The sequence below is a fragment of the Mesobacillus sp. genome, assembly GCF_049588175.1.
In the GTDB taxonomy this organism is placed as follows: domain Bacteria; phylum Bacillota; class Bacilli; order Bacillales; family Cytobacillaceae; genus Mesobacillus.
The window spans coordinates 1-15,203 of the sequence record NZ_JBAVFI010000664.1 but is presented as its reverse complement, the minus strand read 5'-3'; the positions used below and the strand labels follow the sequence as shown (position 1 = coordinate 15,203).

Below are 15,203 nucleotides of genomic sequence, written 5' to 3'. Positions count from 1 at the left end.
TTCCGAAGGTCAGGATGGCTGCATCCTCACCCTCACGAAGAACTTCCCATGTTCCGATTGGAATTACCTTTAATTCATCATCCATAGGAACTCCCAATCCATTGCCGCGCGGATATCTCATTGCGATTGGACCATCATCATATTTCATAGCGGTATATACCATATGTTGTCCTTCATTTTCATCCTTAGGCATCATTAACACCATATTAGGAAGATGTCTTAAGAACGCAATATCAAACACTCCCTGATGTGTCTCTCCATCAGCCCCTACAAGGCCTGCGCGGTCAATCCCGATAAAGACATTCAGGTTCTGTCGGCAAATATCGTGGACGACCTGGTCATAGGCACGCTGCAGGAATGTCGAATAAATAGCAAGGAAAGGTTTCATATTTTGCGTTGCAAGCCCGGCAGCAAATGTTGTGGCATGCTGTTCTGCGATTCCAACATCAATCATCCTGTCAGGAAACTCGCTTGCGAAGCCCTCTAGTTTCGAACCTACTGGCATGGCAGGAGTGACAGCAACAACCCGGTCATCCGTTCTTGCAATTTTCCTCACAGTCTCACTGACAAGCTTGCTCCATGCAGGCGGAGCGTAATCTGGCTTCACAAAGTCACCAGTTTCCATTTTGTAAGGTCCTGTTCCGTGCCAAGTGCCAATTTTATCATTTTCAGCAGGGTTATAGCCCTTCCCTTTTTTCGTGATCACATGAAGCAATACCGGCCCATCCTGTTTTTTTGCATAAGCCAGGTTTTCAAATAAATCTTCATAATTATGACCATCTACCGGACCAAGGTAGGTAAATCCTAATTCTTCAAAAAAGATTCCCGATACAAATAAATACTTTAGGCTGTCTTTTATTCTCTCTGCTGTTGCCGCCAGTTGTCCTCCAATTGCCGGCACTTTCTTTAAAAGCAACTCAAGCTCATCTTTTACCCAATGATATTTACCTGCAGTCCTCAAACGGCCAAGGACACTGTGTAAAGCGCCGACATTGGGAGCAATCGACATTTCGTTATCATTCAGGATGACGATCAGTTTCTTTTTTTCATGGCCGATATGGTTGAGGGCTTCAAGAGCCATGCCTCCTGTGAGGGCACCATCCCCAATAATCGGTACGATGTGGGAATTTTCGCCTTTCAAATCTCTGGCAATCGCCATTCCCATTGCTGCAGAAAGGGATGTAGAACTATGGCCAGTTTCCCAAACATCATGCTCGCTTTCAATCATCTTCGGAAAACCGCATAAGCCCTTATATTGTCTTAGCGTATCGAATTGGCATGCCCTTCCTGTCAAAATCTTATGGACATAAGACTGATGTCCGACATCCCAAATAAATTTATCCTTAGGACTGTCAAAACACTTATGGAGGGCAATTGTCAGTTCAACTACACCAAGGTTCGGGCCAATGTGTCCCCCAGTAACCGATAGCTTTTCAATCAAAAACTGCCGAATCTCCCCGCTTAATTCTTCCAGTTCCTTATTAGAAAGACTTTTCAAGAAGGAAGGGTCTTTTATTGATAAAAGATCCATTACGGACCACTCACTTTCATTTCTGACTTAATAATCCGGATATATGATTATCTGTTTTTCCAAAAAAGTTGTTAGTAATAACATATATTAAGTAAAGAAAGGTTTTCAAGCTAAACCATAAATTTATCCTATTTTATTGAATTTATCGTTCAGTTAAGAACTCGTTTTAAGGAAAAAGTCATTTATGTAAAAAAAAACTGCTAACACTATCGTGCTAACAGCCAATTATAGCACATGGTTCACGCCTTCTCAACGACAGCCGATGCTAATAGTTACGTAACCCGATTAAATCAGCAATCTCCAAAAGTACCGCAACTTCAAGTTTTGTCGATGCTAAGGCTTCTTTTGCGCTCTGCAAATGGTTTTCGAGTGCATCTTTTGCACCAGCAAGACCGAGAAGCGCAGGATATGTGCTCTTATGGTTTTCTGTATCGCTTCCAACTGGTTTACCAATCAAATCCTCACTGCCTTCAAGATCGAGGATGTCATCCCGGATTTGGAATGCCAGGCCAATGTGATAGGCAAACTTGGACAAGATAGCCTTTTGTTCAGCAGTCGCTCCAGCAATGTCAGCACCGGCGATGATGCTATATTCCAAAAGTCTGCCAGTCTTATTGATATGGATATATTCTAATTGTTCAAGAGACAGTTCTTTGTCTTCACCTTCCATATCGGCAACCTGGCCGCCTACCATTCCGATAGCGCCCGCTGCCTTAGACAACCCTTTAATCAATGACAATTTCACTTTATCAGAGGCGTATTCATCAGGGATATCAGCGAGCATATTAAAGCTCAGTGTCAATAACGCATCACCAGCAAGAATAGCTGTTGCCTCACCAAAAACTTTATGGTTAGTCGGTTTTCCCCTTCTTAAATCATCATCATCCATGCTGGGAAGATCATCATGGATGAGTGAGTATGTATGGACCATTTCAATCGCTGCAGCTGCGTCCACTCCCAGTTCAGGATCTTTGCCAAAAGCGTCAATCACCGCAAAAAGCAATAGAGGACGAATTCTTTTACCGCCAGCTTCAAGTGAATATAGCATGGCTTTTGTAAGATTTTCAGGCGCTTCAAGTGTCCCTACAGCTTCCCTAAGCCGAGCTTCAACTAAAGCTTTATATTTCTTTGTGAATGATTCCAGTGAAACAGGATGCAATGCTATTCCTCCTCATTTATGGAGAAACCTTCAGTCCGTCCATCTTCTGTAATGATCTCGGCAAGCTGCGATTCTACATTCTTTAGCTTATCGTGGCAAAGCTTCGAAAGCTCCATTCCTTCTTTATAAAAAGAAATCGCTTTTTCGAGGGGAACGTCTCCCTCTTCTAACTTCTCCACGATGCTTTCCAATTGTTCCATAGCCTGTTCAAAGGTAATTTTTTTTTCATCTGTCATCATTAGCACTCTCCTCTATATCGGTTACGACACATTTAAAGCTGCCATCCGAAAGCTTTACATATATTTTCCGCTCCGGTTTTACCTGGGCGACTTTTTTAATTAGTTTACCATCCTCAGTATAGGCAAGACTGTAGCCTCTATCCATGATTTTCAGCGGACTTAAAGCTTCGAGGGTTGAAATCATCCCATTGAACTCTTTTCTCTTTTCAGAAACAACCGCAGCCATCGCTCTGTTCAATGCCCTTGTTACCCTCTGATGTTTTTCAGCCGAGATTTTCTTCAATTCCTCAGGGTGGCTGCGATCCAGCCTTTTCCTAAGCCCCATATGTTCGTCAAGTTTGATAGAATAAAGCTTTTTTGCTCCACGGGTTAGAGATTCCGTCAGCTTGTCTACTTGCTCAAGCTTTTGCTCATATAACTTCCTCGGATAGCGGAACGCATAAGAGCGAATCAGCCGCTGATAACGCTCCTGCTGAAAGAAAACCTTTTCCCTCATTGCCCTGAGGAGCCTCGTTTCCCGATTCATAACGCGTTCAAGCAGCTCCTGGATATGGGGTACTGCCAGCTCTGCTGCCCCTGTAGGAGTTGGTGCCCTCAAATCGGCAACGAAGTCTGCTATCGTAAAATCTGTTTCATGCCCTACTGCAGAAATAATCGGTATTTTCGAAGCAAAAATTGCACGGGCAACAGCCTCTTCATTAAAAGCCCACAATTCCTCTATTGATCCACCGCCACGACCAATGATCAGGACATCGACATCCATTCTTTCATTGGCTTTTTGGATAGCCTTTACGATTGATGGCGCACCCTGATCTCCTTGGACCAAGGCCGGATAAATCAGAACCTTTGTGATAGGGTATCTTCTTTTTATCGTGGTTAAAATATCTCTTATGGCAGCACCTGTTGGCGAAGTAACGATACCTACTGCTTTAGGATATTTAGGAATTGGCATCTTGTATTGCGGAGAAAAAAGCCCCTCTTGCTCAAGCCTCTTCTTTAACTGTTCGTAGGCGACGAATAAATCACCTACACCATCGGTTTTCATTTCTTTTATGTATACCTGATATTGACCGCTGCCTTCATATACAGATATTTCTCCACGAACCAATACCTTCATCCCATTTTCAGGCTTGAATTTCATGTAACGATTTGCACTTGAGAACATCACTGCAAGGATTCTCGCCTTTTCATCCTTGAGCGTGAAATACATATGTCCGCTCGAATGACGTTTAAAATTTGAGATTTCCCCTTTTATAAAAACATCCTGGAGATGCGGATCAGCATCAAATTTTCGTTTAATGTATTTGGTGAGAGCGTTGACGGTGAGATAACGCTGATTATCCATAGAAAACTCCTTTTGCTAAACATATAATGCACCATATTATATTGTGTTCGGGTCTAGTTGCGACAGAACGTCTATTACGGAAAAGTCCTAATAAAAAACTGCCCATACCTATTATAAATTTAGAACCTCGATTCGTCACTTAACAATAGCGAACTTAGAGCTTCCAACTATAACAGATATAGACAGTATCACACCTTAGATATTTGAATTTTGAAGATTATTCAGGTGATTTTTTGCGGATTTCAATGTATTGTACATTAGCATCGCGATTGTCATTGGTCCTACGCCGCCAGGAACAGGGGTGATATACCCTGCCTTCTCCTTAACCTCTGCATAGGCCACGTCCCCGCAAAGTTTTCCTTGCTCATCCCGGTTCATGCCGACATCAATAACTACTGCTCCCGGCTTTATATGATCGGCAGTGATCAAGCCTGCTTTTCCAACAGCGGAAACGACGATATCAGCTTTTTTTGTATACTCCGCAAGATCCTTCGTCTTCGAATGGCAATATGTAACTGTCGCATTTTCCTTTAAAAACAACTGGCCTGCCGGCTTACCTACAATATTGCTTCTGCCGACAATAACCACATGCTTTCCAGCAAGGTCAAGTCTTATTTCCTCCAGCATCACCATGACTCCGTATGGAGTACATGGCAAAAATGCGTCCTGCCCCGTCATCATCCGGCCGATGTTAAGGGGATGGAAGCCATCTACATCTTTTTCTGGAGAAATTGTTTCAATTAGATTTGTTTCGTTGATATGAGCTGGAAGCGGAAGCTGGACTAAAATGCCATGAATTGAATCATCATCGTTCAATTCATTGATCTTAGCCAATAATTCGTGCTCTGTTATAGAGGCAGGATACTCAATCAAAACATTATGCATCCCTAAATCTCGAGCGGTTTTTTGCTTACTGTCAACATATGTTCTTGAAGCCTGGTTATCACCAACCAGAATAACAGCCAGTCCAGGAGTGAAATCCTGTTTTTTCATTTCTTTTACCTGGTCAATGATTTCCAGTTTTTTCTTTTTAGCGATTTCTTTTCCATCAATAATAATAGCAGCCATACTTTTCTCCCCCTAATTGATCAGGGAGGGTCCAACCTGCCTCTTTTTAATGGTATTAGGAAATACTCTGCTTCACCTTAGACAGAACTCCATTTACAAATCGGCTTGATTGGTCATCCCCATATAATTTAGCAATTTCTATTGCTTCATCAAGAACGACATTTACTGGCACTTCATCATTGCAGTACTTCAATTCGTATACGGCTAGGCGCAGCAAGTTGCGGTCAACAGCAGCAAGTCTGTCAATTGACCACTTTTCCAAATAAACTTTGATTTCCTCATCTATTTCCTCTTGGTGCTGAACAGTTCCGTACACAAGCTTGTCGAGGTAATCATCTCCCGCTTCTTCTTCCAGTACATGCTCAATTGCGTCTGATGCTTCTACCTTGCTTATATCAATCTGGAATAAGGCCTGGAGGGCCTTTTCTCTTGCTGTTCTTCTTTTCATTCTATTCATTAGCTCCTTTATGGCTTGTCTGATTCTAACAAAATAATAGCATAACATAACTCTTTGCGCATGGTTTCCTATTATTTTTCACTTTTTAGAAAAAGTTAATCAAAACAAATTATAAAAGTACCATTTTTTAGGCTAAGAAATATACAGTTTTTTTAACAGGCTGTGCAAACTGGAGACTAACTGGATGAAAATGGAGTTTTTCTATAGTCAATTTTTTGGATTGGAGGGGAAATATGGCGCTGTTAGATTTCCGCTCTAATCAACAGTTTTATGAAATTGCCACCTTACACACCAAAACAAAAAAAACCAAAGGCACACAAAATATGCCTTTGGTTCCGCTATTAAATTTCCTGTTCTACTTCTGGTTCTACTTTTTGGTTTTCGAATTGAATACCAACGACATGGATATTGACTTCAGTTGCGTCAAGTGCTGTCATGTTCAATAATGCCTGGCGGATGTTATCCTGGATTTTCTGAGCAACTACCGGGATGGACACACCAAATTTCATCACGCAATATACGTCGACCTTGATTCCTTCTTCAGCAAGTTCAACCTTTACACCTTTGCCGTGATTTTTCTTTCCCAGTCTTTCAACGACGCCTGCAGCAAAGCTGCCGCGCATTTGCATTACGCCTTCTACTTCTGATGCAGCAATGCTTGCAATGACTTCAATTACTTCAGGTGCAATTTCTACTTTTCCTAAGCCGTTTTCATCATGACTCATTTCAAGTAAATGTTGCTGTTCACTCATGGCTAGACCTCCTATTATTCTTCTCTCATTAAATCGTGTGTTTCCAAGAATTTCGTATTGAATTGCCCTTCCACGAACTCCTCATGGTTCAGCAGCTTAAGATGGAATGGAATCGTAGTATGGATCCCTTCTACCACAAATTCGCTGAGGGCTCTCTTCATGCGGTCAATCGCTTCTTCACGGCTGCTTCCGTAAGTTATAACCTTCGCTATCATTGAATCATAGTAAGGCGGAATCGTATAGCCGGGATATGCCGCTGAATCTATTCTAACACCAAAACCGCCTGGAGGCAGGTACATTTTAATTTTACCGGCAGAAGGCATGAAATTTTTCGCAGGATTCTCTGCATTAATGCGGCACTCAATTGCCCAGCCGTTAAATTGCACATCTTCCTGTTTAAGGTTCAGCCTTTCTCCTGATGCTATTTTAATCTGTTCCTTGATCAAGTCGACACCAGTAACCATTTCCGTAACAGGGTGTTCAACCTGGATGCGTGTATTCATTTCCATGAAATAAAATTTGCGATTGCGATAATCATATATAAATTCTACCGTGCCGGCACCTGTATAATCAACTGCTTTGGCCGCTTTTACAGCCGCTTCGCCCATTTCAGCCCTGATTTCACCATCCAAGGCAGGAGAAGGTGTTTCTTCAAGCAATTTTTGCAGGCGTCTTTGGATTGAACAATCGCGTTCACCAAGATGGATGGTATTCCCGTAGTTGTCAGCCAGCACCTGGATTTCTACATGTCGGAAGTCTTCAATGTACTTTTCGATATATACGCCTGGATTTCCAAACGCAGTCATAGCTTCCTGCTGTGTTATATTGATTCCTTTTATCATTTCCTGTTCCGTTCTTGCCACACGGATGCCTTTTCCACCTCCGCCGGCAGTCGCTTTGATGATAACTGGATAACCAATATCATTAGCAAGGCTGATAGCATCATCCGTACTTTCGATGATTCCCTGTGAGCCTGGTACAATCGGTACATTCGCTTCCTTCATCGTTTCCCTTGCAACGTCCTTCGTCCCCATTTTCTGAATCGCTTCTGGAGTTGGACCGACGAATATGATATTGCATTCTCTGCAAAGCTCTGCAAAATCGGCGTTTTCAGCGAGGAAACCATATCCTGGATGGATAGCATCGCAGCCTGTCAATTTTGCTACGCTAATAATATTGGTGAAATTTAAATAGCTGTCCTTTGAAGCTTTCGGACCAATGCAATAGGCTTCATCAGCGAGTTGTACATGAAGTGATTCCCTGTCTGCTTCTGAAAAAACCGCAACTGATTCAACGCCAAGCTCCCGGCAGGCACGAATAACTCGGACTGCAATTTCTCCTCTGTTGGCTATCAATAATTTTTTTATCATTCATATCGCTCCTTATTCGGGCTTGACCAAGAATAAAGGCTGGCCGTATTCAACAAGCTGCCCGTCTTTTGCAAGAACTTCAACAATTTCCCCATTTATTTCGGCTTCAATTTCGTTAAACAGCTTCATAGCCTCGACGATGCACACAATGGAATCCTTGCTGACCTTTGAACCTTCTTTTACATAAGCCTCTGCATCAGGTGAGGAAGATTGATAGAAAGTTCCAACCATCGGAGAAACGATTTTATGTAAGTTTGAAGTATCCTTGGCTTCTTCCTGCTTCACTTCCTGGACAGCTGCCGCTTCAGCCTTAGTCTCTGGCTTAACTAGCTCTTGTACAGCTGCAACTGGCTGTGATGCAGGGGACGAAACAGGTTGCTGAACCTGCTCGATCTTTTTCTCTGCTCCATGCTTTTTCATTTTTATTTTTGATCCTTCATACTCGTACGAAAACTCGTCTATGCTCGATTGGTCTACTAATTTAATTAACTCTCTGATTTCTTGAACTTTTAACATTTTGGGCACCCCTTGTCCATTTCATGATTAAGACTAGATACTAATACTATACGATAATACCATGTACAAATTCAATATATTACGGTAATCTTCTCTCTTACATGTCTTTCTCATTCATTTTAATATTTTCTGAAAAAAAAGTGAATTCATTCGACAGGAATCGCGAAATTTTTAGCGAATATAACATTAGCTTGATTTGAAGAGGGGAAGACACTTAATGAAAAATATTGAAGAAATCAAGATAGAGGATCTGGCAAGAAAGAATTCATTGATCGTTAAAGCCACTCTAGTTTCTGTCATATTGGCAGCGGCAGTCGACACTGCAATGAAGAAAGACCTTGCTGTGATTCTTTCTATCATAGCAGGCGGCGGGGCAGGAGTAGGGATAGTGGCAATCCTTCATTATCTCAGAAAGCTGACCGCCTTCATCCCATATCTATCTGTTGTTATCGTCTCCGGCGTATTATTCTTGATCATGGAGACGAGCGTTTCGCCTACTGCTTATATATTGCTGTATTTCATCCTAGCTGCAGCAGCCATTTACATGGACCGAAAAATTCTCTTGCTAGGCTCAGGATTAGGGTTTGCGATTATTACAATTTTCACCTATCTTCACCAACATGAATTGCCGCTAGAAACAAAAAATTATGTAACGATTTATCTGTTGTATATGTTGATTACCGTCATGCTAAGCTTCCAGTTTTCCATTTCCAATAAACTGGCTGAGACAATCGTTTCGGCTCAACAGGAATCGGAAAGCTTGTTATTGAAAGATTTAGAGACAAGAAAAATAATTGAGAATAATACAAAAAGCATATCAAACCTGATTGATGATGTAAAATTAATGAGTCGGGAAAACTACGAATCTTCGATTGAGATGACACATTCAGTTACGGAAATTTCAGCCGGCATCCATATTCAATCTGATTCGATCGTTGACATAACCCAGACTCTAGAAAGAACCAACCAAGACATATCAAGGACATCATCACTTGTGGAAAAGCTCCATCAGGATGCAATGTCAGCTGAGAAGGTATCTGATAAAGGCGATGAATTAATGAGGAGGCTGATTAAAGAATTGACCTCTTCATATGAAAACATGAAATCTGTGAATCAACATATCCTGTCGCTTTCTTCCCTGGTGAAAGAAACATCCAATTTTGCATCAGATATACAAGGGATTGCAGCTCAGACAAATCTTCTGGCTTTAAATGCTTCCATTGAGGCAGCCCGCGCAGGAGAAAGCGGCAAAGGATTCGCAGTAGTAGCAGATGAAGTGAGAAAGCTCGCAGACATCACGAGCAGCACCGCAACCCAGATAACGGATAATTTAAAGAGCGTCATGTTTGATACATCAAGGACGAAGGAAGGCGTAAACTTCACTGCTGATAAGCTCACTCAAAATCTGGAGCTAGCAGCAGAAACAATGGAAGCATTCGATACGATTCATTACGCATTTAAAAATTTAAAAAGCGACATTTCGGAGCAGGATACATTTACAAGAAGCATCCTTGAATCGTCTATAGCGATCGAAGGAACAATCGCCGGGTTTAGCTCAGTCATTCAGCAGGCCAGTGCCGCACTGGAGGAAATTTCATCAGCAGCACATGTTCAAAGCCAGCATCATGAACAACTATTTAAATCAGTAGAAGTCGCGCATGAATCATTAGATAATTTATTAAAATTGCATCAAAGTTAAAGGGAAAGCATTCGCTTTCCCTTTTTGTGTATCTTATTTAGATGGTTCAAATGAAACGGCTACAGGCTGTAGTGATCCAAGTTCAGTCCTTACCATCTGAATGATTTCATTTGCAGCTGAAGCAGAATGATCTTTTGCTTTTACTGTAATTCTGACGTTTTCACCATCTGCACGAACCAATGCATCTTCATATCCCATTGATTGGATTAATGTTTCAAGTACCCCTTCTTTTTGTGCGATTTCATCCAGCTGGTTCATCTTTTCAATTGCATTGCTGCGTTCTTCAGCAGGAAGGTCAGTTGAAGCTAAGATTGTCTGAAGGTCTTCCTTCATTTCTGTACGCTTTTCTTCGAGGTTCATACGCAAAGCTTCAAACTTTTCATCGCTTGCAATTCCTGAAATTACTGTTGATCCATCCTTAGATTCAGTTGCTGCAGTTTCTTTATTGTCTGTCTGTTTCTGTTCTACTCCAGCAAGATCAGCCCCCTTTTGCTGCTCAGGTGAAGTAATGTAATACACCGAAAGTACGACCACTAGGCTTAGCATTGTCAATAACCATACAGTTTGCTTTTTTAATAACATCTATTAATCCCCCTTAGATTTTTTAGGCATTACTGCCACGCGGTGATTGGGAACATCAAGCGCCCTTGTGACAGCCTCGATGATCCATTTTTTGATTTGTATATTTTCAGCTCCCTTTGCCACAACCAGAACACCTCTAATTTCTGGTTTCTTGGTTTCAAGGACAAGTGGAACCTCTTTTTCACCATTCCGTACTAAAACAAGCTGCTCATCCTTTGAAGCCTCCTCGACTTTCCGCGTACCGCCTTCACGGTCGGTTTCGTTTGTAGTCTGGGATTGGAGGTTCGTATTTTTTTCCAGAACCTTTTTATCAGTTGCATCGACATTGACAAAAACGGTTACATCTCCAACGCCGTTTATTCCCTCCAGCATTTCTGTGAGCTGGGCTTCATAGGCTTCTTCATACTCGGAAATGACGTCATTTCCAGCACTTTTTTTCTGGCCGAATACAGCGGTATCTTCCTCAGATCCAGCTTCCTTCACTGCTGGGACAACTGCATCAGCAGGATTTTTATCCCCGAGTATATTTCCCATTAGCATGATGGCGGTACCGAAGAGGACTACGATCATCAAATATTGATATTTGCCTGATTTCTTGCCAGGCGGCCCATCTTTGCTCCCTAATAGTTTTTTAAGCCAGGTCAAAGGACCTTTTTCATTGTCCATGTTCGTCACTCCCCCCTTCTATCATTATTTGAATAGAGCTTTCAGGAACGTTCCATTTTTCTGACAGAAGAGAAGATATTTGATCTGTATTCTTAGAGGTTTGTTTTGATGGAAGGGGTGCGTCTGTATCAATTTCTACTTCTCTTACTACTGCCACAGTCTCTCCCTCATTTTCTGCTTCCTTCACATGCACAATGACATATTGAAGGTTTTCTGGGAAAGGCCGCTGATCCTGATCATTTACTTCAAGCTCGATATTAGCAATCTCCATTCCTTGCTGCTCCATCAACTCCTCCTCTGCGGCTGTTTTTAATTGGACAGCCATTGTTTCTAAAATATATGCATGCTGGGATGCTTGTATTTCTTTTTTCTGAATTTCTATTGAATTTTTTATATTTTTTTCTTCATCCTGACTATTAAATTGGCTAATCGAAGCGATTGCTGTTTCAAAATCAGTTGTGAAGAGTTTCATAATTGGTGAAAGTATAATAGCAATCAGAATTAGGCCAGTTACGATCTTGGTGTATTTCTGGAAGCTTGAATTCGGCAGCAGCATATCCAGGACAGTTGCCAGGAGGATAAAAATGATGATATTCGTAACCCACTCTTTTAAAAAATCCATCCTTATCCCCCTATCTCACCATCATCGTTAAATTTCCAGCGGCGATAATGACTGTAATCGTCAGGAAAAACATTAATGAGACAATTCCCAAGGCAGCAAATACGTATATGATGCTTTTGCTGATGATATCCAGGCATGTAATCACAGGACCCCCGCCTAATGGCTGCAGAATCGCGGCTGCGAATTTATAGATGAAGGCAACCATCAGAATTTTAACGGCTGGAAATGCGGCAATGATCAATAGAATTGCCACACCTGCGAGGCCAACAGTATTTTTCAGCAGCATCGATGCACTGATGACTGTATCTGTTGCATCTGTGAAAACCCGACCGATGACAGGCACAAAATTCCCGGTAATAAATTTTGCAGTCTTCACGGTTACGCCGTCTGTCACAGCCGCAGATGCCCCTTGTACGGAAATGACTCCAAGAAACACAGTCAACAAGATTCCGAGCAGTCCCACACTCCAATTCCGGAGCATGCTGGCAAGCTGAGTGACCTTGTAGTGCTCAGACAATATGCTGACAATGCTAAGAAGAGTCGACAGAAATAATAACGGCAGTACCACATATTGGATGAACATACCGCTCGTATTCATCATAAAAATGATCACTGGATGGAAGAAAGCTGCCGATATCAATCCTCCAGAAGTCGCCATTAATGCAAGCAAGAGCGGTATTAAGGCAAGTATGAATTGAATCATCGTCCCAATCGCGTCATTCGTGTAATCGACGACTACATGGAAGCTATTGAGAGCAATAATGATCAAGACCATGAACACAATCGAATAGGCGACCTTACTGATTGTGCTTTTTTCAAAGGAATTCTGCAAAGCCTGGAGAAACATACTGAAGACAGTAAGCAAAATCAATGATCCCAGAAGCTTTCCATTAACAATGAATTCATGAAAGGCAAAATTCAGGATGCCTTTAAACCAGGCCTTCATCGAAAACTCTTTTTCTCCGCTTATGAAATCATATAAGCTGCCTTTCTGGCTTTCTGGCAAATAACCGTCATATTTATCGATGATATCTTCCCAAAATCCCTTAAGCTCATCGATATTAAGATTCTCAAGCTGGGACTTCGCAATTTGATCAGGATTTATCAATAGATTCGAGTCATTTTCTTCTCCGGCAGCTTGTACAATCGGACCGAAAAAAAACAGTTGGATAAGAATGATGCCTAGAATGAACTGCAGCCGCTGCTTCATATTTACACCTCTTCATACGAGACTCTAAGTTCAGCCCGGGATTAAGCGAATGATTGTTTCGATCATTACGGTGAGTATTGGGATTGCCATAGCAAGGATCAGGATTTTCCCTCCTAGTTCAATTTTAGAAGCGATTGCCCCCTGACCTGCGTCTTTGGTAATTTGGGCTGCAAATTCTGCAATATATGCTATCCCAATGATTTTCAGGATTGTTTCCACATAGACAAGATTCACACGAGCATTTGCCGCCAGCTTTTGGATCATAAATATGATTTGGTAGATTTGATCAACAAGGAAAAGAAAGATTGCAGACCCTGTAAAAACGATCAATAAAAATGCAAAGTTAGGCTTTTGCTCTTTCACAATCAGTGCAAGAAAGGTTGCAATCAGCGCTACACCAACTATTTGAAGGATTTCAATGGCAAAGCCCTCCCTTACCCTTGAAATAGGAATACAGATTTAATTTTTTGAAAGAGTTCATCGACAATTGAAGCGACCATGAAAAGTATATAGATGAATCCGAACAATGTTACCCATTGTGCATACTCCTTTTTGCCTACCTGGTCGAGGATAGTGTGCAAAAAAGCAACGACGATGCCAACACCTGCGATTTTAAAGATAATATCCACTTCTAGACCCATCTTGTCCTCCTCCTAAACGCTACATCAATAAAATGATTAATAATAAGCCAGATAGAAATCCAATGCTTTTCATCATTTTCTCGTATTTCATCTGCCTTTCGCAGGCATCTGTTTCTTCTCTTTCCAGATGTGAAATCGTAAGCAAAATTTGTTTTTGCTGAGAATGCCTGTCATGTCTTCCAAGTGTCTCGCCGAATTGTTTCATGATCTCAAATTCGCCCTGCTTGAACGCAGTTAATTTCCAGACCTCTGACAGACTTTCTTCCCATGCAGACTTTACAGTCGTTTCGGATTCAGTCAATTTTTTCGAAAAGGTTTCAAAAAACCAGGACAAAGGCTTTGAAAGCTGAGCTGCAAGTTTCCTTGATGCTTCGTGCAGAGGGGTGTGCCCATACATGATTTCCGCCTCCAGTGACTGCAGTGCTGACTTCAAGAGCCGCAGCTGCCGCGGACGTTCACTTAAATGTCTGGATGCCTCAAAACCTGTCCATGTCGTGGCCAGGATGATCATCACCGCACCAATTATTTTCACCATTTATGTCACTCTCACTTTTTGCAGGATTTCTTTGCCATTAGCGTCTTTTATCGAAGTGATGGTACCTGGCCCGGAAACCCTGTTAAGCTCAACAAATCGATCAAAAATACCCATTTCAAGGATTGGTTTCAATGTTGGTCGCTTTTTAATATCCTCGAGGGAATCGCCATGGGTTGTCATGATCAGCTTTATCCCTGCATTCACCGCCTCGAGAATTGCCTCCCCATCTTCCTTACGGCCAATCTCATCCACAACCAGGACATCTGGGCTCATTGATCGGATCATCATCATCATTCCTTCGGCTTTAGGGCAAGAATCGAGAATATCCACTCTGGGCCCAAAGGTGAGTTGTGGAACTCCTTTTACACAACCCGCTATTTCCGACCTTTCATCGACAATGCCTGCTTTAAGAGGAGGCAGCTTCTTTTGCTGCACACCACTGGAAATCAGCCTTGCGATATCCCTCAGCAATGTTGTCTTCCCAGTCTGAGGCGGGCCGATAATCATCGTATGCTTCCAGCCATTTTGATATAAAAAGGGCAAGAGCGGTTCTGCTATTCCGATTTTTTCCCTGGCAATTCTAAAATTAAATGAAGAAATATCCCTGATGGCTTTTACTGAGCCATTTTCAAGTATCACCTTGCCCGCCAGCCCCACTCTATGGCCGCCTGCAATCGTGATATACCCCCGCTTCAGTTCTTCTTCCAACGTATACATAGAAAAATGCCCAAGCTTGTTCAAGAGCTGGACAGCATCCTCGGGGGGAATGATATACGGCAAGAATTGTGGTTTGCCTCTTACCGTTATTTCC

The 15,203-nt window shown here is 42.0% G+C and carries 18 protein-coding genes; 1 reads left to right on the top strand and 17 read right to left on the bottom strand.

All coding sequences use genetic code 11. The features are described from left to right. The 9 genes from dxs to accB all read right to left on the bottom strand — a co-directional run. Positions 1-1,531: 1-deoxy-D-xylulose-5-phosphate synthase (dxs, locus tag WB217_RS16195; protein WP_423994292.1), on the bottom strand; the 1,531-nt coding region annotated here is incomplete at its 3' end. A gap of 265 nt (positions 1,532-1,796) precedes the next feature. Then, positions 1,797-2,690: a polyprenyl synthetase family protein gene (locus tag WB217_RS16190; RefSeq protein ID WP_423994290.1), complete on the bottom strand. Its 894-nt coding sequence runs from the start codon at positions 2,688-2,690 to the stop codon at positions 1,797-1,799. A 2-nt stretch (positions 2,691-2,692) separates the two neighbouring features. Beyond that, positions 2,693-2,926, bottom strand: a complete 234-nt coding sequence (locus WB217_RS16185; protein ID WP_423994293.1) for an exodeoxyribonuclease VII small subunit — start codon at positions 2,924-2,926, stop codon at positions 2,693-2,695. Continuing rightward, complete coding sequence (xseA, locus tag WB217_RS16180; RefSeq protein WP_423994289.1) at positions 2,916-4,274, bottom strand: exodeoxyribonuclease VII large subunit; 1,359 nt, start codon at positions 4,272-4,274, stop codon at positions 2,916-2,918. The genes WB217_RS16185 and xseA overlap by 11 nt, the downstream gene beginning before the upstream one ends. A 195-nt stretch (positions 4,275-4,469) precedes the next feature. Further along, positions 4,470-5,342 carry a bifunctional methylenetetrahydrofolate dehydrogenase/methenyltetrahydrofolate cyclohydrolase FolD gene (gene folD / locus WB217_RS16175; protein WP_423994288.1) on the bottom strand — a complete coding sequence of 291 codons (873 nt, stop codon included), beginning with the start codon at positions 5,340-5,342 and terminating at the stop codon, positions 4,470-4,472. Positions 5,343-5,397: 55 nt separating this feature from the next. Then, positions 5,398-5,790, bottom strand: coding sequence for a transcription antitermination factor NusB (nusB, locus tag WB217_RS16170; RefSeq protein WP_335431263.1), 393 nt, complete (start codon positions 5,788-5,790; stop codon positions 5,398-5,400). A gap of 350 nt (positions 5,791-6,140) precedes the next feature. Continuing rightward, positions 6,141-6,551: an Asp23/Gls24 family envelope stress response protein gene (locus WB217_RS16165; protein ID WP_207499945.1), complete on the bottom strand. Its 411-nt coding sequence runs from the start codon at positions 6,549-6,551 to the stop codon at positions 6,141-6,143. A 14-nt stretch (positions 6,552-6,565) separates the two neighbouring features. Then, positions 6,566-7,921: an acetyl-CoA carboxylase biotin carboxylase subunit gene (gene accC, locus WB217_RS16160; RefSeq protein WP_423994287.1), complete on the bottom strand. Its 1,356-nt coding sequence runs from the start codon at positions 7,919-7,921 to the stop codon at positions 6,566-6,568. Between the two features lie 12 nt (positions 7,922-7,933). Beyond that, positions 7,934-8,437 (bottom strand): acetyl-CoA carboxylase biotin carboxyl carrier protein, encoded by a 504-nt coding sequence (gene accB / locus WB217_RS16155; protein ID WP_423994285.1) that lies wholly within the window; start codon positions 8,435-8,437, stop codon positions 7,934-7,936. 217 nt (positions 8,438-8,654) lie between these two features. On the opposite strand from accB, the gene WB217_RS16150 reads away from it, so the two are divergent. Then, positions 8,655-10,136 carry a methyl-accepting chemotaxis protein gene (locus WB217_RS16150; protein WP_423994283.1) on the top strand — a complete coding sequence of 494 codons (1,482 nt, stop codon included), beginning with the start codon at positions 8,655-8,657 and terminating at the stop codon, positions 10,134-10,136. A gap of 33 nt (positions 10,137-10,169) precedes the next feature. Here WB217_RS16150 and WB217_RS16145 read toward each other — a convergent pair whose 3' ends face one another. The 8 genes from WB217_RS16145 to spoIIIAA form a co-directional block, all read right to left on the bottom strand. Continuing rightward, the gene (locus tag WB217_RS16145; RefSeq protein ID WP_423994282.1) at positions 10,170-10,718 is read right to left on the bottom strand and encodes a SpoIIIAH-like family protein; all 549 of its coding nucleotides are present in this window, start codon (positions 10,716-10,718) and stop codon (positions 10,170-10,172) included. A gap of 3 nt (positions 10,719-10,721) precedes the next feature. Then, complete coding sequence (gene spoIIIAG / locus WB217_RS16140) at positions 10,722-11,384, bottom strand: stage III sporulation protein AG (RefSeq protein WP_423994281.1); 663 nt, start codon at positions 11,382-11,384, stop codon at positions 10,722-10,724. Beyond that, positions 11,374-12,006 carry a stage III sporulation protein AF gene (gene spoIIIAF / locus WB217_RS16135; protein ID WP_423994279.1) on the bottom strand — a complete coding sequence of 211 codons (633 nt, stop codon included), beginning with the start codon at positions 12,004-12,006 and terminating at the stop codon, positions 11,374-11,376. Before spoIIIAF ends, spoIIIAG begins: the two co-directional genes overlap by 11 nt. A 10-nt stretch (positions 12,007-12,016) precedes the next feature. After that, positions 12,017-13,216: a stage III sporulation protein AE gene (gene spoIIIAE, locus WB217_RS16130; RefSeq protein ID WP_423994278.1), complete on the bottom strand. Its 1,200-nt coding sequence runs from the start codon at positions 13,214-13,216 to the stop codon at positions 12,017-12,019. A gap of 30 nt (positions 13,217-13,246) precedes the next feature. Continuing rightward, positions 13,247-13,636, bottom strand: a complete 390-nt coding sequence (spoIIIAD, locus tag WB217_RS16125; RefSeq protein ID WP_335375880.1) for a stage III sporulation protein AD — start codon at positions 13,634-13,636, stop codon at positions 13,247-13,249. A 14-nt stretch (positions 13,637-13,650) separates the two neighbouring features. After that, the gene (gene spoIIIAC, locus WB217_RS16120; protein WP_077213937.1) at positions 13,651-13,857 is read right to left on the bottom strand and encodes a stage III sporulation protein AC; all 207 of its coding nucleotides are present in this window, start codon (positions 13,855-13,857) and stop codon (positions 13,651-13,653) included. A 19-nt stretch (positions 13,858-13,876) separates the two neighbouring features. Next, positions 13,877-14,392 carry a stage III sporulation protein SpoIIIAB gene (gene spoIIIAB / locus WB217_RS16115; protein ID WP_423994276.1) on the bottom strand — a complete coding sequence of 172 codons (516 nt, stop codon included), beginning with the start codon at positions 14,390-14,392 and terminating at the stop codon, positions 13,877-13,879. Continuing rightward, positions 14,393-15,203, bottom strand: an 811-nt coding sequence (gene spoIIIAA / locus WB217_RS16110) for a stage III sporulation protein AA (RefSeq protein ID WP_423994274.1), incomplete at its 5' end; no start/stop codon positions are given. It lies immediately after the preceding gene.